Here is a 20,219-nt window from a genome sequence, read left to right on the forward strand (position 1 = left end):
CCCCTTGTACACCCCAGTTGCTGAGGAGACCCATGCTTTCGCCCGAGTCGGCCACTGTCGTCCGTGCCACCCTGCCCGCCGTCGGCGGAGCCCTGGACGAGATCACGGCGCGGTTCTACGACACGATGTTCGCCGAGCAACCAGAGCTGCTGGACGGGCTGTTCAACCGCGGCAACCAGGCCAGCGGACAACAGCGCCGTGCTCTGGCCGGGTCCATCGCAGGCTTCGCACAGGCGCTGCTCGCCGATCCGGATGCCCGCCCGGACGCGCTGCTGTCGCGGATCGCCCACAAGCACGCCGCACTGGGTGTCACCGAGGACCAGTACACGATCGTTCATAAATACCTGTTCGGGGCCATTGCCGACGTGCTCGGCGAGGCGGTCACGCCGGAGGTCGCAGCCGCCTGGGACGAGGTGTACTGGCTGATGGCCGGCGCACTCATCGCCCGGGAGGCCCGCCTGTACCAGGAGGCGCAGGTCGATCCCCGCAATCCGTGGCGGCAGTGGACGGTCGCCGAGCGGCGGGAGGAGACCCCCGACGCGGTCTCCTTCCTGCTGCGCCCGGCCGACGACGGCCCGATCCCCTCCGGCAGGGCCGGCCAGTACGTCAGCGTCCGCGTGAAGATGCCCGACGGCATACACCAGTTGCGCCAGTACAGCCTCTCCGGCGACCCCGGCGACCAGCTGCGCCGTATCACCGTCAAACGGGTCGCGAGCGTGGCCGACGCTCCCGAGGGCGACGTGTCCAACCAGCTGCACCGCACCGTCCGGGCCGGCGACGAACTCACCCTGTCCGCCCCGTTCGGCGACGTCGTCCTCGACGACGCCGACAGCCCGCTGCTGCTGGTCTCGGCCGGCATCGGCTGCACCCCGATGGTCGGCATGCTCGAACACCTCGCGGCGACCGGAGCCGCCCGCCCGGTCACGGTGTTGCACGCCGACCGTTCCCCGGCCGACCACGCCCTGCGCGCGGACACCCGCCGCCTCGTCGGCCGACTGCCCGACGCCCGGGCCGCGTTCTGGTACGAACAGGACGCCGCCGCAGAACCCGGCGCCCGCACCGGTCTGATGGACCTCGGCGGACTGGACCTGCCCGCCGACGCCGACGTCTACCTGTGCGGTTCACTGCCCTTCATGCGCACCGTGCGGGCCCAGCTGCTGCAGGCCGGCATCCCCGCCCGCCACATCCGGTACGAGGTCTTCGGTCCCGACCTGTGGCTGGCCCACGCGGAAGGCTGAGCACAGGCACCGCAGAAGGCCAGGGCGGGGGCCGGTGCACCACCGGTAGTCGCAGGCGTCCGGAACCGCGGCACCCTCGCCGATCAGGCGGGCCTTGACGGCGGTGGGCCACCTGAGGTCTCACGGTCATGGCGGTGGCCCTGTAGAGGAGTGGTCGTGCCCTGCCCGCCTCTGGGCTGCCTTGCTGGTACAGGACCGAGCCGGGACAGACAATGGGGCGGCCGTCCCCCAGCGGGTGGGCCCGTGCGCATGGGGCAGGCCGAGATCCTGGGTCTCCATAGGGCTCCCGCCGTTGTCCGGCGCTCGGTTTTGGGGCCGTATGGCGTCCTGGCAGGGGCCGGTCAACCCTCTTCCGAGCCGGGGCTGGTGGCGCAGGGTGGGCGATACGGGGAGATCGTTGCAGAGGAGAGCCGCCATGCAGACCCGGGAAGTCGACGCCGCAGCCGTCCAGTGCCTGCTCGCCGCGGCGGTGGCCGCGCCGTCGATCCACAACACGCAGCCCTGGCGGTTCGGCCTGGACCCGGACAGCGGGTCGGTCAAGGTCCGCGCCGACTTCGGACGGCGGCTCTCGATGACCGATCCCGACCTGCGGGCCCAGTACCTGTCGGTGGGCGCGGCCGTCTTCAACCTTCGGGTGGCCGCAGCAAACCTGGGCCGGGAGCCGGTCGTCCGGCTGCTGCCCGCCGCGGACGATCCCGGCCTGCTGGCCATCGTGCGACTGGCCGGGCCCGCCGAGGACGGATCGGCGTCCCTGCGGCGCCTGTACGAGGCCATTGAGCGGCGTCACAGCAGCCGGACGCCCTTCACCGGCCGCCCGGTGCCGGAGCCGATCGTGACGGACATGATCAGCGCGGCACGTGCGGAGGGTGCGCACTTGGAGGTTCCTGACATCATGGGGACCCGGCGTCTGCTGCGGTTGACCCAGGCCGGGGAGGTCCGCAACGCATCCCATCCGGGTCGCGTGGCCGAGGTGCGTGGCTGGCTCACCGCCCCGGGATGTGAGACCGGTTACGGCATCCCGGTAAGCGCCGTTGGGGCCTTGGACGCGTCCGGGCGGATACCGATGCGGGATTTCACCGGCCGGTTGCCCGTGCCGCATCTTCCTGCCCTGCACTTCGAACGCCACGCGCAGGTGGCGCTGTTGTGGACGGCGTGGGACCGGCGGGAGGACTGGCTGCGGGCCGGTCAGGCGCTGCAGCATGTGCTGCTCACCGCGACCGAATACGGGGTGCGCACCTCGATGCTGCACCAGGCGATGGAATGGATGGATCTGCGGGCGGCAACGGGCGGAGGGCGTCAGCGGCACTGCCCGCAGTTGCTGATCCGGTTCGGCTACGGCTCCGAGGGCGGCCGCACACCGCGCGCGACCGCCGATGTCACGCCGCGTCCCACTCCCGGGGCCGAGCCCGGGTCTTCGGTGTGAGGACCGCTCCGTCCACATGATCGTCCCTGGTGGGCGGGCGCCCTGCCGACCAGAGAGGAATCAGAGTCGCCCGCACCGGCCACGACTCATCGCGTGATGCGCGTCCCCGTGATCTCGCGTCCGGTGACCAGCTCGGACTCGATGCGGAGGAAGACTCCGTCATGTACGGGCATCCAGGACCGCGGTTCGGTCCGTGCGAGCCGTTCGTGGTCGGCCGGGTCGGTCACCACGGCGGCACGGCCGGTGACGACCACGCTCCAGCCGGACCGGGTCGCAGCGGTGAACTCGTCCGCCTCGAAGGCGACCACCACCCCGTCGATGGCGCATGCGAGCTCGGAGCCGGCCGAGGTGTAGAGCAGGACGGAGGCGTCCTCGTCCAGGGAGAAGTTGACCGGGAGGACCGCGGGCAGCGCCTGCCGGGTGTACACGACCCGGCCGACCGGCACCTTGGCCAGCAGGCGAAGGCAGTCCTGTCGGTCAAGAGTGCGAAAGGCATCGGTCTCGTGCATCCCACCATGGTCAGCGTGGGCCCCGGGGCCGGGTAGGGCCGGTCGGCCCTACTTTGCCTCCCGGCCGCTGCCGCGGTGTCGAAGGCGTCGCGCGGGCCATCCGGTCCCCACGTCCGATCCGGCTGAGTCTCAGCAGGATCGGACGTGGGGACCGCCAGCCCGGCGGGCAGGGACCCATGGCCCATGCGGTGGCAGAGCCACCGTGGGCAAGAGGGAAGGGACCGACAGCATGGTCCAGTCTTCGACGACGGAGAGCAGCAGGGCGGCCTCCGGTGCGCCGGCGCCCGGACGGGCATGGCTGATGCCGGCCCTGGCCACCGTCGGGTTCGCCGTCAACTTCTGGGCCTGGGCGCTGCTCAGCCCGCTCGGCTCTCACTTCAAGGACACCCTGGACCTGACCTTTTCCAGCAGTCGCTGCTGGTGGCCGTGCCGGTCGTAGTCGGCTCCCTGGGCCGTATCCCGTCGGCGCGCTGACCGACCGGTTCGGCGGGCGCGTGATGTTTCCGACCGTCTCGGCGGCCACCGTCGTGCCCGCCCTCTACCTGGGCCTGGTCGCTCTCCCGAGCGGTATGGCGGTTGCCCGTCGATGACGAGCGCCTGCGATGCCTTCTGCGCCTGATTCCCGCACACGGCTACGCCGACAACATCCAACCCGAGGGCGTAGTACCCGAACTGGTTTCCTCGCCGGGCCCGACGAGCACGTTGCACCCGAGACGGACGGCACCCGGCTGCGGTTGCGTGTTGCCGACAACGGATCCGGCCGCGGTGCCGCGCCGGACTCATGCGGAAGGGCACCGTGGCGGTCCGCCCTGTCGTGCCTGACGGCGCATCCCACGGACCGTGCTGGGCCGGTGCCACCCCTCTTGCGAGCACGACTGGTGGCCGCGTCCTGATGCTGGCGCAGGACGGCAGGGTGTGCACGCCAGAAGGGCGCCTCCTCCGGCAATTGTGTTTCTGCAAGCCGGCTTCGGCCTGTCGCTCGATGCGCGTCCCGCAATCCACCGATGAGTTCCGCAGGCCCGGCTGGTCCACCTCGTCGTACACCACTCGAGCTCGGACTGGAGACTCACCATGGTCACTGCCGCACACGCCGGTCGCATGCTGTTCGTGAACATTCCCGTGGCGGACGTCGAGCGCAGCAAGGCGTTCTTCGCGCGGCTCGGGTTCAGCTACAACCCGATGTTCACCGACGAGACCGCGGCCTGCATGCTGGTCGGCGAGCACGCCTCCGTCATGCTGCTCAGCCACGAGACCTTCGCGCGGTTCTCGAAGCTGCCGATGGCGGATCCCACCATGCACACCCTGGCGCTCTACTGCTTCAGCGTGTCGGCCCGCCATGAGGTCGACACGGTCACTGAAGCCGCGCTTGCCGCGGGCGGCTCCGAGGCGGATGGCCCCGAGGACCACGGCTTCATGTACTCACGTAGCTTCTTCGACCTCGACGGCCACGGCTGGCAGGTCATGTGGATGGATCCGTCAGGCACCTCGGAGAGCTCGACCACACCGGCCTGGCGCTGAACGGCCTTGGAAACTGTTCGACTCGCCGGGCTTGACCAGAGTGTGCCGATCGCCCGCTCCGCAGTCTTGGCCTGGGACTGGGCGTTCTGGACCGCCCTGCCGGGCTTGAAACAGAGGTCGTCCAGCAGGTCCGGCTGAGGCATCGGCCGACGCGAAGGGCCGGATACGCTGGCCGGATGATCGAGATCCTTCCTCCCTGTCCGAAGTGCTCGTGTGAGTACACCTATGAGATGAACGCCTTGGTGGTGTGCCCGGAGTGCGGCCACGAGTGGGTGCCCGCCGAGAGCGGAGTGGATGCCGGTGACGCCCCCGGGGAGAGGGTCGTCAAGGACTCCGTCGGCAACGTGCTGCGGGACGGCGACAGCGTGGTGGTCGTCAAGGCGCTCAAGGTCAAGGGGACCCCGTCGGGGATCAAGGCGGGCACCAAGGTACGCAGCATCCGGCTGGTCGACGGGGTCGACGGGCACGACATCGACTGCAAGGTCGACGGGTTCGGGGCGATGCAGCTGAAGTCCAGCGTGGTCAAAAAGGCCTGACGCCACAGACCTCGTCCGGTGCGCGAATTCCGAGCGCAGCGACCTGATGCACAATTGCAAAATTTCGCAATTGGTTAGATGCCGTGTTTGCTGTGGTCGCAAGTATCGGCGGGTGCAGCCTTCGCGTCTGCCCCGAGGTGGGCTCTTCGAAGGGAGTCGAGAGGACGTGTCCGTTCCGCTGTACCAGGCCAAGGCCGACTTCTTTCGGATGCTGGGGCATCCCGTACGGATACGGGTGCTGGAGCTGCTGCAGGATGGGCCGCTGCCGGTACGGGACCTGCTCACGGCCATCGGGGTGGAGCCCTCTGGCCTGTCGCAGCAGCTGGCGGTGCTGCGCCGCTCCGGGATCGTCACCTCGACGAGGGAAGGCTCGACTGTTGTCTACGAGCTGGCCGGCGGGGACGTGGCCGACCTGTTGAAGGCGGCGCGACGGATTCTGACCGAGGTGCTGGCCGGGCGGAACGAGTTGCTGGCCGAGCTGCGGGAAGCCGAGGTCGTCGCGCGATGACCACGGCACTTGGCCGGGTGAGGGAACGGATCGCCGCGCTGTTGCCCAGGCGGGACGATCTGGCTCAGATGCGGCGCGACCCGCGACGGGACCTGCTCGCGGGTCTGACCGTGGCGATCGTCGCGCTGCCGCTCGCGCTGGGCTTCGGGGTTTCTTCGGGGCTGGGCGCTCAGGCGGGCCTGGCGACCGCCGTGGTCGCGGGTGCGCTCGCCGCGGTCTTCGGCGGGTCGAATCTGCAGGTGTCCGGCCCGACCGGTGCGATGACGGTGGTCCTCGTGCCGATCGTGGGCCAGTACGGGGCGACTGGGGTGCTCACCGTCGGCTTGATGGCGGGCGTCATGCTCGTCGGCCTGGCCGCGCTGCGGGCCGGCAAGTACATGCGGTACGTGCCCGCCCCGGTCATCGAGGGCTTCACCCTCGGCATCGCCTGCGTGATCGGTCTGCAGCAGGTCCCGAGCGCCCTCGGCGTGCCCAAGCCCGAGGGCGACCGTGTCCTGGTGGTGACCTGGCGGGCCCTCGAGGAGTTCGCCAAGGCCCCGAACTGGACGGCCGTCGGCTTCGCGATCGTGGTTGCCGCCGTCATGTTGCTCGGTGCCCGCCGGCGGCCGACCGTCCCGTTCTCCATCCTGGCGGTGATCGCCGCTACGGCCGTGGCGCAGCTGGCGCACCTGGACGAGGCGAAGCCGATCGGCGACCTGCCCTCCGGGCTGCCCGTACCGTCGTTGTCCTTCCTGGACCTCGGCTCGCTCGGGACGCTGCTCGCGCCGGCCGTGGCCGTTGCCGCGCTGGCCGCCCTGGAGTCGCTGCTGTCGGCGTCGGTGGCCGACGGCATGACGGTGGGCCAGCAGCACGACCCCGACCGTGAGCTCTTCGGGCAGGGCATCGCGAACATCGCCGCCCCGCTGTTCGGCGGTGTCCCGGCGACCGGAGCGATCGCCCGCACCGCGGTCAACGTCCGCACCGGTGCGAGCTCCCGGTTGGCAGCGCTGGCTCATGCCGCGGTCCTGGCCGTGATCGTCTTCGCAGCGGCGCCTCTCGTCTCGAAGATTCCGCTGGCCGCCCTGTCGGGCGTCCTGCTGGCCACGGCGATCCGCATGGTCGAGGTCGGCTCGCTGCGGGCCATGGCCAAGGCCACACGTTCCGACGCGCTGATCCTTGTTCTCACCGGCGTCGCCACGCTCGCACTCGACCTCGTCTGGGCCGTGATCATCGGCCTTGTGGTGGCGGGGGCCCTGGCGCTGCGTGCCGTGGCCCAACAGGCCCGTTTCGACCAGGTGCCGCTGGACCGCGGCGACCACAGCGTGGAGGAACACGCGCTGCTGGCCGAGCACATCGTGGCGTACCGCATCGACGGCCCGCTGTTCTTCGCCGCCGCGCACCGCTTCCTACTGGAGTTGACCGAGGTGGCCGACGTCCGTGTCGTCATCCTGCGCATGTCGCGCATCTCCACGATGGACGCCACCGGGGCCCTCGTCCTGAAGGACGCGGTCCAGAAGCTGAAACGGCGTGGCATCCTCGTCCTCGCCTCCGGGATACGCCCCAGCCAGGTTCAGGTCCTGGACTCCGTCGGCGCGCTGGACCTGCTGCGCCACGAGGGACGGGAGTACGCCTCCACACCCGAGGCGATCCGGGGTGCGCGCGATCACCTGGAGGTGTCCGGTGTCCTGTCGGGCGGCCCGAACCGGCCTCCCTCCGCCACCAGCGAGGAAGCAGTCCGATGAGTACCCTTCCCGCCGTACTGCCCATGACCCGTGTCTGCGGCGCGGAGGCCGTGTCGCTGCTGGAAAGCAGCACTCCGGGGCGGCTTGTGTACGTGCAGCGGGAGCAGGCCGCTGCACGCTCCACCCGGCACGTGTGGGAGTCCGGCTGCCTGATCGTCGGCACCCCGACCCCGCCTGAGCCGGTGCCCTTGTCCGTGACGTACCAGGTGGACGACGTGGGTGCCCCGACCGACACCGGCTGGACGGTGACCGCGACCGGCCCCGCCGACATGATCACCGACCCGGACGAGGCCGCCCACTGCCGGCGCAATCTGCACGGCTGGGTGCACGGTCCGCACGACCCACCCGTGCGCATCCGCCGGCGTTGTGCGACCGACTTCCGCTGCGCGCGGGCCACGGAGAGCTGATGCCCACGCGGCTCGAAGCCCTGCCCTACCGGCACGTGCTCACGCTGCCCGCCGAGCCCTCCGCCGTCCGGATAGCACGGGAGACCGCCCAACAGGCACTGATGGAGTGGGGGATCGGGCTGCGCCACCCCACCGTGGACCCGGCCCTGCTGATCGTCAGCGAGCTGGTCGCCAACAGCGTGCGGCACGCCGCCGTCGTCTCCCCGCGGGTCACGGTGATCTATGCGGCGGGCCCGGACTGCCTCGCCTTCGCCGTCCACGACCGTCACCCCTATCTGCCCGCCCTGTACGGGGCCGTCACAGACTCTGGAGCCGGGGGACTGGGCACCGTCATGGAGCTGGTCCTCGGCCTGGCCGGTACGGCCGTCGTCCGCGCGGATGCCGACGGCGGCGGCAAGAGCATCTGGATCACTCTGCCTCTCTGAATCCAACTGGGCCATACGGAAGGGAAGTTCACCACCATGACCATCGACTGGCGGTACACCGCCGAGGACAACGTCGGTATCCTCTCCGTCGCCGGCTACCTGGGCCCTGAGGCCGTGCGCCGCTTTACCGGCGCCGTCGGCTGGGCGCTGGCCCGTGGCACCGGCCCGGTCATCGTCGATCTCACCGAGCTGCGCGGTTGGTCGGCCGGGGCGCAGCCGGCGATCACCGAGGCCGCCCGTCGCCTTGCGCAGGCAGGCCGGTCTCTGGAGCTGGCCGCCATTCCCGCCGACGGATCACTCGTCCCCGCCGCCGACTGCCCGCCCATCCCCGTCCATGCCGACCTGGCTGCCGCGCGTGCCGCACACCGCTCAGCGCGCGGGGACCAGGTGGAGGGGCGTCACGAGTGGCGCACCACGGGGTGGCCGGACGGCGATGAGCCGGCCGGCTGACCTCGCCGACGCTCAACCGGAGACGAAGGAACCGTCGCCGTCCCGTACCGGGACGAGGGCGGACGCGTTCTCCTCGGTGGGGCGATCGCCACGTCCGCGACGAATCCCATCGCGGCCGGCTGACGGCCGGAGACACCGGTGGCAACCGCGTGGGCGACGTCGGCGGTGCCTTCGTAGCTCGCCTTCGTGGCGGCGGCCTCCGGGGAGAGCGGGCCCGCGCCCTGGGAGCACAGGTCGCTGATGACGGCTCCGGCGCCGAGCAGGTCTTCCAATGCGGGGCGCAGGCTGCCGTCCGGCCACAACTCGGCGGCGGCGATCACGACTTCGGGATGTTCGGGAGTTCCGTAGCCGTGGGAGGTGAGCCAGGTGCCGACCGCGGTGATGTTGCGCAGGCAGGCGGCGACCACCCGCACCCGGGCGGTGTGGCGGCCGCGATCGCGGCGCCGTTCGGTGACGGCAGCACCAGGCGGGCCACTTCCCCCAATCGAAGCGCACTCCGCTTCTGGACTGGACGTACCAGCCACCCCTTGCACCTTTCTCAGGCGATCCTGAGGCGGACCTTCCTCACGCGATCTCAGTAATTGCTAATATTGGCAATTACTGAACGTCACGGCCTGGCTTCGGCCGGCACTCGTCCCCGGTGCGGGTTCGGCCTGGCCGGTGCCGCACGCGAGGATGGGCCGCATGTTCTTGACGAGTGGGTGGATGCGATGCGCCAAGGCCCGGCCGCTGGGGCCGTGCTGCCGTACGGCGGCGAAGGGGACGGCACGGTGAGTACGCCGCTGTACCAGCTGAAGGCCGAGTTCTTCAAAACCCTCGGCCACCCGGCCCGTATCCGCGTCCTGGAGCTGCTGAGCGAGCGCGAGCACGCGGTCGCGGAGATGCTGCCCCAGGTGGGAATCGAGCCGGCGCACCTCTCACAGCAGCTCGCAGTGCTGCGCCGCGCGAACCTGGTCGTGACCCGCAAGGAGGGCTCGACGGTCTACTACTCACTGACCAGCCCGTACGTGGCAGAGCTGCTGCGGGTGGCGCGCACGATCCTGTCGGGTGTGCTGGCCGGTCAGGCCGAGCTGCTCGCTGACCTGCAAGCCGCCCAGGCCGAGGGGAAGCCGCCGTCGTAGCGACGGCTTCTTGAGCGGCGGCCGTCTTCCCTCCGTGGCCAGGGGCGCCACGGAGGGCAAAGCACCGGGAAAGCGCCGTAACTCCACTCGTGGGATGGCTCGTTGGTCCTCTGCGGAGATGTCCTCGCCGTTCAGGGAGGGTTCAGGTGACCGGCCCCGTGACGGGGAACGTGGCCGAGCCGTTGCGGCGTACCGTCGCGGTGATGGGCGAGCCGCGGCTGGTGGTCCCGGTGGGGGACTGCGCGATCAACTGCGGTGAGGGCGCCGACGGGTACGGCGTCGAGGGCGCGGTCGCCGACGTCGTACCGGTGGATCCACGGAGATCATCACCGCGCCAAGGAGTGTGTCGGGACGATGAGCGTGATCCCGGCCGCCCCCGCGGCGGCCACCGCACTGGGTGGCGCGGGGGCGGTCTGCAGCATCCCCGACGAAGGGAGCGGACGGTGCTGATCAGCCCTGCACTCGACGCGACGGCATTGTCCCGGTGCTGCGACTGCTGAGCGACGTGCCGAAAGTCGGCACGTTGACCGTCTTCAACGTCGGCGCGAGGTTTGCCGTGTCCAGGCCACGTGCTTCCGCCGGTGGGGGCTGGTCGCGCCCCGCGGCGGAGCCGCTGATGTCACAGCCCCGCGCCCCTAAGTGGGTACAGATCTGCCGGCTTCGAGTGCACCGACCCAGGGGCGCGGGGCTGTGTCGATATGCGGCTCCGTCGCGCGGGCGCGACCAGCCCCCACGAACCCGCAGACGAGACCCCTACCGGCGCGACCCCAAGCGGCGCGAGCTGTCCGTACGGGAAGTGTGCCGGACCCTGGAGGAGGAGGGGGCTGACGCGGCGACCACCCAGGCGGTGCGCAACGCCCTGATGAACGGCAGCCCCGCTGAAGACCCGGCGGGCCGAGTGATCTTCGCCGCCGGAGGGGCAGTGGTGCTCAGTCATCGTCTCTTCCGGCCGCCGCAGGGCCAGATCGCGTGCTGGGCCCCGCTGCCCCACCTGACGCCGCTGCTGGAGCTGTCCGGCCAGGACCCCGTCTGTCTTGTTGCGTACATCGACCGGACCGGCGCCGACTGCTCACCGGCCGCGGAAAGAGGACTGACACACCGGCAGGACTGACGGGGGCCGGCATGGTATGGCTCGACAATCTGTCCATCGGCACCCGTGCCAACGTGGCAGACCTGCAGCGATCTGCGGCTGCCGCTGTAAGCGATCGGCTGCAGCGTCCGCAGACGGAGACGTACTGGGGCAACGTCAATCCGGTCAGCCCCGCAGCGTCTACGAGGAGTCCAAGCGCTTCGCCGAGGCCCTCGTGACCGCCCACCGGGGCGTGTATGGCACGAACGTTCAACACCTACGGCCCGCGCATGTGCGCCGGTGACGGCCGGGCCGTGCCCACGTTCATCGCCCAGGCCTGGACGGCGCGCCCCTGACCGTCGCCGGCGACGGCAGTCAGACGCGTTCGCTGTGCTACGTCGACGACACGGTCGACGGCGTTCTCGCCCTGGCGGCCTCCGGTGAGCAGGGCCCCGTGAACATCGGCGGCGAGGAGATCACGATGCTCGATCTTGTCCGCGGATCGTCGACCTCGCCGGCTCCGCATCCCGTACCCGTTGCGTCGAACGCCCGGTCGACGATCCTGCGCGCCGCAAGCCCGGCACCCGGCTCGCGCGATTCACCCGTTCACCCGTTCAGCAGTCGCCCGAACAGACGCGTCCGGCCGCCCGAGCCCGGCCGCATCTCGCTCGGGCCAAGACCTTGAACCGGGGGCCAGGCACGGTTTTGGCCCCATAGTCAGCTGTCCTTCCCATAGGGAGCCATGGTGACCGACGGTGATGCTCGAGGTGCCCTGAGAGACAGCAGCGGTTGACTGGGGCGAGCTGTCTCCAAGTGTTTGAGACAACCGCAGGGCAGGAACTCGCAGAGCCGAGCAACAACGACTACAGCCTCTGGGACGGAGTTACATCCCATGCGGATCCTTGGTATCAACGCAGTGTTCCACGACCCGGCCGCCGCTCTCGTCATCGACGGCCGCACCGTCGCCGCTGCGGAGGAGGAGCGTTTCAGCCGCCGCAAACACGGCAAGCGCCCGGTTCCGTTCTCCGCCTGGGAGCTGCCCGAGCTCTCCGCCCGCTGGTGTCTCGAACACGCGGGGATCCGGCCCGGGGAACTGGACGCGGTCACCTACTCCTTCGACCCCAAGCTCGCCCGCCCCGCCCACGAGATGGGGCTGAACGACCCCTTCGATCCGCTGCGCCTCGACTACGCGCGCCGCGCCCCGGAGTTCCTCGCCGAGGCCCTCCCCGGCCTCGACCCCGACCAGGTGGTCTTCGTTCCGCACCACGTGGCGCACGCCGCCTCCGCCGGGCCCGCCTCCCCGCACCCCGACAGCGCCGTCCTCGTCCTCGATGGCCGTGGTGAGGCCGCATCCCACCTGGCCGGCCGCTTCCGCGACGGCAAGCTCGACACCCTGGCCACACAGGCGCTGCCCCACTCCCTCGGCCTGGTCTACGAAGAGCTCACCGAACACCTCGGCTTCCTGCGCAGCAGCGACGAGTACAAGGTGATGGCGCTCGCCTCCTACGGCAAGCCCCGCTTCCTGCCCCAGCTGCGGCAGCACGTCCACCCGACCGGCGACGGCGGCTTCCGCGCGCACGGCGTCGACTGGGCCGCCCTCGCCCCGCCCCGGGCGAAGGGCGAGCAGTGGACGCAGGAGCACGCCGACCTCGCCGCCAGCACCCAGGCGGTCCTCGAGGAACTCCTGCTCGAACTCGTCCACTGGGTGCACCGCGAGGCCGGGGGAGAGGCGCTCACCATGGCGGGCGGCGTCGCCCTCAACTGCGTCGCCAACTCCAAGATCGCCGAACAGGGCCCCTACCGGCACGTGTGGGTGCAGCCGGCCGCCGGGGACGCCGGAACCGCCCTCGGAGGCGCCCTCCACCTGGCCGCACAGCAGCAGGACAACCCGCTGCCGATGCCCGGCGCCGACCTCGGCCGCGGCTGGAGCGACGACGAGCTGCGGGCCTGGCTCGATCAGGCCGCCGTACCGTACGAGCGGCCCGACGACATCGCCGAGGCGGTCGCCGAGGAGCTGGCCCGGGACGGCGTGGTCGCCTGGTTCCAGGGCCGCAGCGAGTACGGGCCCCGTGCCCTCGGACACCGGTCCCTGCTGGCCCATCCCGGCCGCGCCGAGAACCTGGAACGGCTCAACCACGTCAAGGGCCGGGAGGAGTTCCGGCCGGTCGCGCCCATGGTCCTCGCCGACCGCGCCCACGAGCTGTTCACCGGGCCGCTGCCCAGCCCGTACATGCTCTTCGTGCACGACGTGGCGCAGGAGTGGCGCGAGCGCATCCCGGCCGTGGTCCACGTCGACGGCACCGCCCGTATCCAGACCGTCGACGAGCGGCAGGAACCGCTGGTGGCCCGGATGCTGCGCGGCTTCGAACGGCGCACCGGACTTCCCGTGGTCGTCAACACCAGCCTCAACACCGCCGGTCGGCCCATGGTCGACGACCCCCGTGACGCCCTGGAGTGCTTCGGCTCCGCACCCGTGGACCTGCTGGCGATCGGTCCGTTCGCGGTGCGCCGGGGAAGGGCGTTCGCATGAGCCCGGCGTACGCGGTCGTGATCCCGACGCTGGTGCGCGACACCCTCGCCGACTGTCTCGCCGCGGTCGCCGCCGCGACCGGGCCGAAGCCGGTCGAGATCGTCCTCGTCGACGACCGGCCCGACCCCGGCCCCGATCCCGCTCCGCTGGAGCACCCGCTGAGCGTCCTCGGTGAGCTGCGGGGGCGTACGACCGTCGTGGCGAGCGGGGGACGCGGCCCCGCCGCCGCCCGCAACACCGGCTGGCACCGGGTCGCCGCGCCCTGGGTGGCCTTCCTCGACGACGACGTCCAGGTGGGCCCGCACTGGTGCGAGCAGCTGGTCCAGGACCTGGCCGACGCGACCCCGGACACCGGAGGCGTCCAGGGCGTGATCGCCGTACCGCTGCCGGGCGAGCGCCGCCCCACCGACTGGGAACGGGGCACCGCCGGTCTCGCGCGGGCCCGCTGGATCACCGCCGACATGGCCTACCGCGCCGACGCGCTCAAGCAGGTCGGCGGCTTCGACGAACGCTTCCGGCGCGCCTTCCGCGAGGACGCCGACATCGCCCTGCGGATCCTGGACGCCGGATGGCGCATCCGGCAGGGCCGGCGCACCACCCGGCACCCCGTGCGCCCCGCCGACCGCTGGGTGTCCCTGCGCGCCCAGCGCGGCAATGCCGACGACGCCCTGATGCGGTACCTGCACGGACCCGACTGGTGGCACAAGGCCGCCGCACCGCGCGGACGCCTGCGCACCCATCTGACGGTCACCTCGGCCGGTGCCGCCGCCTGCGTCCTCGCGCTCGCCGGACGCCGCCGGGCCGCCGCGGCCGCCGCGCTCGGCTGGGCCGCCGGCACCGCGGAGTTCGCGTGGACGCGCATCGCGCCCGGCCCACGCACCCGCGACGAGGTGACGACGATGCTCGCCACCAGCACCCTCATCCCGCCCGCGGCGACCTGGCACTGGCTGAGCGGCCTTCGACGGCACCGGAACGCCCCCGCCTGGCGGGAGGTGGTGTGATGAGCCCCGTCAAGGCGGTGCTGTTCGACCGCGACGGCACCCTCGTCCACGACGTCCCCTACAACGGCGACCCGGCCCGCGTCCGCCCCGTCGACCTGGCCCGCGAGGCACTGGACCTGCTGCGCTCGCGCGGCATCCGCACCGGAGTCGTCAGCAACCAGTCCGGCATCGCGCGCGGACTGCTCACCGACGCCGACGTCCGCCGCGTCAACCACCGCGTCGACGAACTCCTCGGCCCCTTCGACGTGTGGGCCGTGTGCCCGCACGGCCCCGGTGACGGCTGCTCCTGCCGCAAACCGGAACCGGGCCTCATCCTGTGGTCGGCCGAGCGCCTGGGTACCGCGCCCGCCGACTGCGTGGTCATCGGCGACATCGGCGCCGACGTCGAGGCGGCGCGCCGGGCGGGCGCTCACGGCATTCTCGTGCCCACCCCGCAGACGCGACCGGAGGAGACGGCAAGCGCCGACCACGTGGAACCGGACCTCCTGAGCGCCGTACGCGCGGCGCTGACCGGACCACCGCCCCGGAGCGCCCCGGCCGCCTACGACACGAGCGGGAGGCCACGATGAAAGCTCTCGTCACCCGCCTCGACAGCTTCGGTGACGTCCTGCTCGCCGGGCCCGCCGTCCGCGCGGTCGCCGCCCGCGCCGACACCGTCACGATGCTGGTCGGACCCCGGGGCGCGTCCGCCGCGCGCCTGCTGCCCGGGGTGGACGACATCCTCGTCTGGGACGCCCCCTGGGTGGGCCTGGACCCTCCGCCCGTCGGCCGCGGAGAGGTCGAGCTGCTCGTCGACACCATCGACGCCGACACGGCCCTGATCCTGACCTCCTTTCATCAATCCCCGCTGCCCACCGCCCTGTTGCTGCGCCTGGCCGGTGTCGGCCACATCGCCGCGGACAGCGAGGACTACCCCGGCTCCCTCCTCGACGTACGCCATCACCGCGCGCCGCACGCCCACGAGGCTCAGGCCGCGCTCGATCTCGCCGAGGCCGCGGGTTTCCCCCGGGTGGACGACGGGCGGCTGCGGGTGCTGCCCCCGCCCGCCGCCACCGCGGTGACCGGTCCCGGGCCGTACGTCGTGCTGCACCCGGGCGCCAGCGTCCCCGCCCGTGCCTGGAGCCGCGAGCGCAGCGCCGAGGCCGTGCGGGAACTGGCCGAGGCCGGGCACCGGTTGGTGGTGACCGGCGGGCCGGACGAGCGGGACCTGACCGCGTACGTCGCCGGCGAGCACGGCCTCGACCTCGGCGGCCGGACCGGTGCCGAGGAACTGGCCGGCGTGCTGGCCGGGGCCGACGCCGTCGTCACCGGCAACACCGGGCCCGCCCACCTTGCCGCCGCCGTCGGCACCCCGGTCGTCTCGCTCTTCGCGCCGGTCGTGCCGGCCGAGCGCTGGCGGCCGTACGGCGTGCCGTACGTGCTGCTCGGCGACCAGCTGGCGCCCTGCGCCGACACCAGGGCCCGGACGTGTCCCGTGCCCGGGCATCCGTGCCTGGAGTCGGTGACCGGGCACGACGTCGTGGCCGCCGTCGAGAAGCTGATGGGGGAGACATGAGGATCCTGCTCTGGCACGTGCACGGGTCGTGGACCACGGCCTTCGTGCAGGGCCCGCACACCTACGTCGTCCCCGTCACCCCGGACCGCGGACCCGACGGCCTCGGCCGGGCCCGCACCTTCGACTGGCCCGACACCGTCGTCGAGGTCCCGCCCGAGCGGCTGCGGGACGAGGACATCGACGTCGTTGTCCTGCAACGCCCCCATGAACTCGCCCTCGTTGACGAGTGGTTGGGCCGCCGCCCGCCGCTGGTGTACCTGGAGCACAACGCCCCGGACGGGAACGTCCCCCACACCCGCCACCCGGCCGCCGGCCTCCCCGGCATCACCCTCGTCCACGTCACCCACTTCAACCGGCTGATGTGGGACGCCGGAAACACCCCCACGACCGTCATCGAGCACGGCATCGTCGACCCCGGCCGGCTGTGGACCGGTGAACTGCCCCGGGCCGCCGTCGTCGTCAACGAGCCGGTGCGGCGCGGCCGTACGGTGGGCATCGACCTGCTGCCGGCGTTCGCGCGGGCCGCCCCGCTGGACGTCTTCGGCATGAAGACCGAAGGGCTCGCCGACCACCTCGGTGTCCCGGCCGAGAGCTGCCGCTCCCACGAACTCGTCCAGCGCGAGCTGCACACCGCGATGGCGCGGCGCCGCCTCTACCTCCACCCCGTCCGCTGGACCTCCCTGGGCCTGTCCCTGCTGGAGGCGATGCACCTCGGCATGCCGGTGGTCGCCCTCGCCACCACCGAGGTCACCGAGGCGGTGCCACCGGGCGCCGGAGTGGTCTCCAACCGCATCGACGTACTGCAAGACGCCGTACGGGACTTCCTCGCCGACCCGCTGCACGCCCGCGCCGTCGGCGAGGGCGCACGCGCCGCGGCGCTCGCCCGTTACGGACTGACCCGCTTCCTGGACGACTGGGAGCGGCTGCTCAAGGAGGTGGCCCGATGAGGATCGCCATGGTGTCCGAGCACGCCAGCCCCCTGGCGGCGCTCGGCGGCGTCGACGCCGGCGGGCAGAACGTGTACGTGGCCCGGCTCAGTGAGGAGCTGGCGCGCCGCGGCCACCACGTCACCGTCTACACCCGCCGCGACTCCACCGAACTGCCCGACCGGGTGACCCTGCCCGGTGGCGCCGTCGTGGAGCACGTGCCGGCCGGACCCCCCGAACCGATCCCCAAGGACGAGCTCTACGACTACATGCCCTCCTTCGGCGCGTATCTCGCGCGGGTCTGGGGTCACAGGCGGCCCGACATGGTCCACGCCCACTTCTGGATGTCCGGCGTGGCCGCCCAGCTCGGTGCCTATCCGCACGGCATCCCGCTCGTGCAGACCTTCCATGCGCTCGGCACCGTCAAGCGGCGTCACCAGGGCGACGCGGACACCAGCCCGCCGCGACGCATCGCCCTGGAGCGGCAGATCGGCGGCATCTGCGACCGGGTCCTGGCCACCTGCACCGACGAGGTGCTCGAACTGGCCGACATGGGGATACCGACCGGACAGGTGTCCGTGGTGCCGTGCGGGGTCGACGCCGAGCACTTCCGCCCCGGTGCCCGCCGCTCCGGCGCACCGTCGCGCGAGTGGCCACACCGGTTGCTCTCCTGCGGCCGGCTCGTCCCGCGCAAGGGCTACGACCACGCGATCCGCGCGTTGGCGGAGGTCCCCGAAACCGAACTCCTCATCGCCGGCGGTCCGTCGGCCGGCGATGTGATGAGTGAGCCGGAGGCCCAGCGGCTGTTGTGGCTGGCCGATCAGCAGGGCGTCGCAGACCGGGTGCGGTTGTTGGGTGCCGTGGAACCGGCCCGGATGCCGGCATTGATCGGCAGCGCGGACGCGGTGCTGTGCACACCGACGTACGAGCCGTTCGGCATCGTCCCGCTGGAGGCCATGGCCTGCGGTGTGCCCGTCGTCGCCACGGATGTCGGCGGCCACCGCGACAGCGTCGCCGACGGGGTCACGGGCCGCCTGGTGCCGGCGGGGGACCCCGGGGCGACCGCCGAGGCGGTCCGTGAACTGCTCGCCGACGAACGGCTGCGCCGCACTCTGGGCGCGGTCGGCCGCGAACGCGTTCTCGCCCGCTACACCTGGCAGCGCGTCGCGGACGGCGTCGAAGAGGTCTACCAGCGCGTCACGGCACGTGACGAGATCCCGTCGGAGGTGGCGTGATGAGTACAGAGGTGTCCCCGGTTGTCGGGCACTGCGACGAACTCCTCGACGCCCTCGGGGCGTTCAGGGACGCCGCCCACATCACCGAGCGGTGGGGCCACGAGCTCGCCGCCGTGCTCGGCGGCGGCGGCCGGCTGCTCGCGGCGGGCAACGGCGGCAGCGCGGCCCAGGCCCAGCACCTGACCGCCGAACTCGTCGGCCGCTACCGCGACGACCGGCCCGCCTTCTCGGCGATCGCCCTGCACGCCGACACCTCCAGCACGACGGCCATCGCCAACGACTACGGCGTCGACGAGGTGTTCGCCCGCCAGGTACGCGCCCACGGCCGCCCCGGCGACGTGCTGATGCTGCTGTCCACCAGCGGCGCCAGCGCCAACCTGCTGTCGGCCGCCGACGCGGGCCGCGCGGCGGGCCTGCGCGTGTGGGCGCTGACCGGCCCGTCTCCGAACCCGCTCCTGGCCGGCAGCGACGAGGCCCTGTGCGTGAGCGCCGGCTCCGCCGCCACCGTCCAGGAACTCCACCTGGTCGCGGTGCACATGGTGTGCGCGGCGTTCGACGCGGCCCTGGCACGGAAGGAGAGCTGAACGTGGCCGGCAAGGCCCCCCTCGTCGTGGTCGGCGACGCGCTGCTGGACCGCGACCTGACCGGCACCGCCGAGCGCCTCGCCCCCGACGCGCCCGTACCCGTCGTCGCCGACTGCGTGCCCCGGACCCGGCCGGGCGGCGCCGCCCTCACCGCGTACCTCGCGGCGCGCGACGGCCGCGAGGTCACCCTGATCACCGGACTCGGCGACGACCCGGCGAGCGAGGAGTTGCGCCAACTCCTCTCGCCGGAGCTGAAATTGATCGAACTCCCGCTGACCGGCGCGCTGCCGGAGAAGACGCGTGTCCTCGCGCAGGGCAGTCCCGTGGTCCGCCTTGACCGGGGCACGGGCCGCGTCCGCGAGGCCACCGACGAGGCCCGCGAGGCACTCCGCTCGGCCCCCGCCGTACTGGTCTCCGACTACGGGCGCGGAGCGGCGGACTCCCTCCGGGACGCTCTCGCCGAGCACCCACCGCTGGTCTGGGACCCGCACCCGCGCGGCGGACCACCCGTGCCGGGCACCCGGCTGGTCACCCCGGCCCGGTCGGAGGCACGCACGTTCGCCGACCAGCAGGGCAGCGCGAACTCCCTGCGGGACGCCGCCCGGGACGCCGCCGCGCTCGTGAGGCACTGGCGGGTCGCCGCCGTTGCGGTGACCCTCGGTTCGAGCGGTGCTCTGCTGTCGTACGGGGACCATCCGCTGCTCGTCCCCGCCGCCACCGCGCACCACGGGGACACCTGCGGCGCCGGGGACCGGTTCGCCGCCACGGCGGCCGGGCTGTTGGCCGACGGCGCCCTGGTCGGTGAGGCCGTGGAGGGCGCGGTGGCCGCGGCGACCGAGTTCGTCGGCGCCGGCGGGGCGGGTGGCGTCACGGGTTCGGACGCCGACCCGGCCGCGCTCGTCGACGCCGCGGACACGCGTGAGCTGGTGGCACGCGTCCGCGCCACCGGCGGCACCGTCGTCGCCGCGGGCGGCTGCTTCGACCTGCTGCACGCCGGGCACGTCGGACTGCTCCAGGCCGCCCGCCGGCTCGGTGACTGCCTGGTCGTCTGCGTCAACTCGGACGCGTCGGTACGGCGGCGCAAGGGCCCGGAGCGACCGGTGAACCCGCTGGCCGACCGCACCCGCGTACTCAGCGCCCTCGCCTGCGTCGACGCCGTCGCCGTGTTCGACGAGGACACCCCCGAACGGCTGCTGGCCGACCTGCGCCCCGACATCTGGGTGAAGGGCGGCGACTACTCCGGCGCCGACCTGCCCGAGGCCGCACTGCTCCAGGAGTGGGGCGGACAGGCGGTCCTGCTCCCATACCTCGACGGCCGCTCCTCGACCGCGCTGATGGCACGGGTGAGGGAAGGAGCCCGATGACGACGCGTCCCCGTTTCTCGGTCCCGCCTGCTGCGTGCCTGGGCGATCTCCTCGCCGGGGTCTCGGTGCCGCGCGCACCGCGTGTGGGTTTTGCCGGCC

The 20,219-nt window shown here is 72.2% G+C and carries 21 protein-coding genes and 2 pseudogenes; 21 read left to right on the forward strand and 2 right to left on the reverse strand.

The window, feature by feature from the left end; all coding sequences use genetic code 11:
• The first annotated feature begins 32 nt into the window (after positions 1 to 32).
• Together ACIBJB_RS12945 and ACIBJB_RS12950 are read left to right on the forward strand one after the other, a co-directional pair.
• Positions 33 to 1,238 (forward strand): globin domain-containing protein, encoded by a 1,206-nt coding sequence (locus tag ACIBJB_RS12945; protein WP_398929615.1) that lies wholly within the window; start codon positions 33 to 35, stop codon positions 1,236 to 1,238.
• 415 nt (positions 1,239 to 1,653) lie between these two features.
• Positions 1,654 to 2,661, forward strand: a complete 1,008-nt coding sequence (locus ACIBJB_RS12950) for an Acg family FMN-binding oxidoreductase (protein ID WP_398929617.1) — start codon at positions 1,654 to 1,656, stop codon at positions 2,659 to 2,661.
• A gap of 86 nt (positions 2,662 to 2,747) precedes the next feature.
• Here the strand turns inward: ACIBJB_RS12950 and ACIBJB_RS12955 are convergent, their stop codons facing one another.
• Positions 2,748 to 3,170: a pyridoxamine 5'-phosphate oxidase family protein gene (locus ACIBJB_RS12955; protein WP_398929619.1), complete on the reverse strand. Its 423-nt coding sequence runs from the start codon at positions 3,168 to 3,170 to the stop codon at positions 2,748 to 2,750.
• 229 nt (positions 3,171 to 3,399) lie between these two features.
• Between ACIBJB_RS12955 and ACIBJB_RS12960 the strand changes: the two are divergent.
• The 8 genes and pseudogenes from ACIBJB_RS12960 to ACIBJB_RS12995 form a co-directional block, all read left to right on the forward strand.
• Positions 3,400 to 3,721: pseudogene (locus ACIBJB_RS12960) on the forward strand (MFS transporter); the annotation flags it as partial.
• Positions 3,722 to 4,241: 520 nt separating this feature from the next.
• On the forward strand, positions 4,242 to 4,688 hold the full coding sequence (locus ACIBJB_RS12965) for a VOC family protein (protein WP_398929621.1): 447 nt from the start codon (positions 4,242 to 4,244) through the stop codon (positions 4,686 to 4,688).
• A 176-nt stretch (positions 4,689 to 4,864) separates the two neighbouring features.
• Entirely contained in the window at positions 4,865 to 5,224 is a 360-nt protein-coding gene (locus tag ACIBJB_RS12970) for a zinc ribbon domain-containing protein YjdM (RefSeq protein WP_398929623.1), read from the forward strand.
• A 166-nt stretch (positions 5,225 to 5,390) separates the two neighbouring features.
• The gene (locus tag ACIBJB_RS12975; protein ID WP_398929625.1) at positions 5,391 to 5,732 is read left to right on the forward strand and encodes an ArsR/SmtB family transcription factor; all 342 of its coding nucleotides are present in this window, start codon (positions 5,391 to 5,393) and stop codon (positions 5,730 to 5,732) included.
• Entirely contained in the window at positions 5,729 to 7,453 is a 1,725-nt protein-coding gene (locus tag ACIBJB_RS12980) for a SulP family inorganic anion transporter (protein WP_398929627.1), read from the forward strand. Before ACIBJB_RS12975 ends, ACIBJB_RS12980 begins: the two co-directional genes overlap by 4 nt.
• Positions 7,450 to 7,860: a pyridoxamine 5'-phosphate oxidase family protein gene (locus tag ACIBJB_RS12985; protein ID WP_398929629.1), complete on the forward strand. Its 411-nt coding sequence runs from the start codon at positions 7,450 to 7,452 to the stop codon at positions 7,858 to 7,860. The genes ACIBJB_RS12980 and ACIBJB_RS12985 overlap by 4 nt, the downstream gene beginning before the upstream one ends.
• Complete coding sequence (locus tag ACIBJB_RS12990; protein WP_398929631.1) at positions 7,860 to 8,285, forward strand: ATP-binding protein; 426 nt, start codon at positions 7,860 to 7,862, stop codon at positions 8,283 to 8,285. The genes ACIBJB_RS12985 and ACIBJB_RS12990 overlap by 1 nt, the downstream gene beginning before the upstream one ends.
• A 36-nt stretch (positions 8,286 to 8,321) precedes the next feature.
• Positions 8,322 to 8,735: an STAS domain-containing protein gene (locus tag ACIBJB_RS12995; RefSeq protein WP_398929633.1), complete on the forward strand. Its 414-nt coding sequence runs from the start codon at positions 8,322 to 8,324 to the stop codon at positions 8,733 to 8,735.
• Here ACIBJB_RS12995 and ACIBJB_RS13000 read toward each other — a convergent pair.
• A complete protein-coding gene (locus ACIBJB_RS13000; protein ID WP_398929635.1) occupies positions 8,684 to 9,148 on the reverse strand; it encodes a hypothetical protein in 465 nt (154 codons plus the stop codon). The two genes, ACIBJB_RS12995 and ACIBJB_RS13000, sit on opposite strands and share 52 nt — an antisense overlap.
• 357 nt (positions 9,149 to 9,505) lie before the next feature.
• On the opposite strand from ACIBJB_RS13000, the gene ACIBJB_RS13005 reads away from it, so the two are divergent.
• The 11 genes and pseudogenes from ACIBJB_RS13005 to rfaE2 all read left to right on the forward strand — a co-directional run bounded on the left by ACIBJB_RS13005 (position 9,506) and on the right by rfaE2 (position 20,120).
• Positions 9,506 to 9,856: an ArsR/SmtB family transcription factor gene (locus ACIBJB_RS13005; protein WP_398929856.1), complete on the forward strand. Its 351-nt coding sequence runs from the start codon at positions 9,506 to 9,508 to the stop codon at positions 9,854 to 9,856.
• 796 nt (positions 9,857 to 10,652) lie between these two features.
• Entirely contained in the window at positions 10,653 to 10,967 is a 315-nt protein-coding gene (locus ACIBJB_RS13010) for a hypothetical protein (RefSeq protein WP_398929637.1), read from the forward strand.
• 98 nt (positions 10,968 to 11,065) lie between these two features.
• Positions 11,066 to 11,522 (forward strand): annotated as a pseudogene (locus tag ACIBJB_RS13015) (NAD-dependent epimerase/dehydratase family protein); the annotation flags it as partial.
• A 295-nt stretch (positions 11,523 to 11,817) separates the two neighbouring features.
• On the forward strand, positions 11,818 to 13,455 hold the full coding sequence (locus tag ACIBJB_RS13020; protein WP_398929639.1) for a carbamoyltransferase: 1,638 nt from the start codon (positions 11,818 to 11,820) through the stop codon (positions 13,453 to 13,455).
• The gene (locus ACIBJB_RS13025) at positions 13,452 to 14,456 is read left to right on the forward strand and encodes a glycosyltransferase family 2 protein (protein WP_398929641.1); all 1,005 of its coding nucleotides are present in this window, start codon (positions 13,452 to 13,454) and stop codon (positions 14,454 to 14,456) included. Before ACIBJB_RS13020 ends, ACIBJB_RS13025 begins: the two co-directional genes overlap by 4 nt.
• Positions 14,456 to 15,025 carry a D-glycero-alpha-D-manno-heptose-1,7-bisphosphate 7-phosphatase gene (locus tag ACIBJB_RS13030; RefSeq protein ID WP_398929643.1) on the forward strand — a complete coding sequence of 190 codons (570 nt, stop codon included), beginning with the start codon at positions 14,456 to 14,458 and terminating at the stop codon, positions 15,023 to 15,025. Before ACIBJB_RS13025 ends, ACIBJB_RS13030 begins: the two co-directional genes overlap by 1 nt.
• Positions 15,022 to 16,011 carry a glycosyltransferase family 9 protein gene (locus ACIBJB_RS13035; protein ID WP_398929645.1) on the forward strand — a complete coding sequence of 330 codons (990 nt, stop codon included), beginning with the start codon at positions 15,022 to 15,024 and terminating at the stop codon, positions 16,009 to 16,011. The genes ACIBJB_RS13030 and ACIBJB_RS13035 overlap by 4 nt, the downstream gene beginning before the upstream one ends.
• Positions 16,008 to 16,958, forward strand: coding sequence for a glycosyltransferase (locus ACIBJB_RS13040; protein ID WP_398929647.1), 951 nt, complete (start codon positions 16,008 to 16,010; stop codon positions 16,956 to 16,958). Before ACIBJB_RS13035 ends, ACIBJB_RS13040 begins: the two co-directional genes overlap by 4 nt.
• The gene (locus tag ACIBJB_RS13045) at positions 16,955 to 18,172 is read left to right on the forward strand and encodes a glycosyltransferase (protein WP_398929649.1); all 1,218 of its coding nucleotides are present in this window, start codon (positions 16,955 to 16,957) and stop codon (positions 18,170 to 18,172) included. The genes ACIBJB_RS13040 and ACIBJB_RS13045 overlap by 4 nt, the downstream gene beginning before the upstream one ends.
• Positions 18,172 to 18,756 (forward strand): SIS domain-containing protein, encoded by a 585-nt coding sequence (locus ACIBJB_RS13050; protein ID WP_398929651.1) that lies wholly within the window; start codon positions 18,172 to 18,174, stop codon positions 18,754 to 18,756. Before ACIBJB_RS13045 ends, ACIBJB_RS13050 begins: the two co-directional genes overlap by 1 nt.
• A gap of 2 nt (positions 18,757 to 18,758) precedes the next feature.
• Positions 18,759 to 20,120 (forward strand): D-glycero-beta-D-manno-heptose 1-phosphate adenylyltransferase, encoded by a 1,362-nt coding sequence (gene rfaE2, locus ACIBJB_RS13055; protein ID WP_398929653.1) that lies wholly within the window; start codon positions 18,759 to 18,761, stop codon positions 20,118 to 20,120.
• Positions 20,121 to 20,219: the final 99 nt, after the last annotated feature.

The organism is Streptomyces sp. NPDC050759 (assembly GCF_044456945.1).
Lineage (GTDB): Bacteria > Actinomycetota > Actinomycetes > Streptomycetales > Streptomycetaceae > Streptomyces.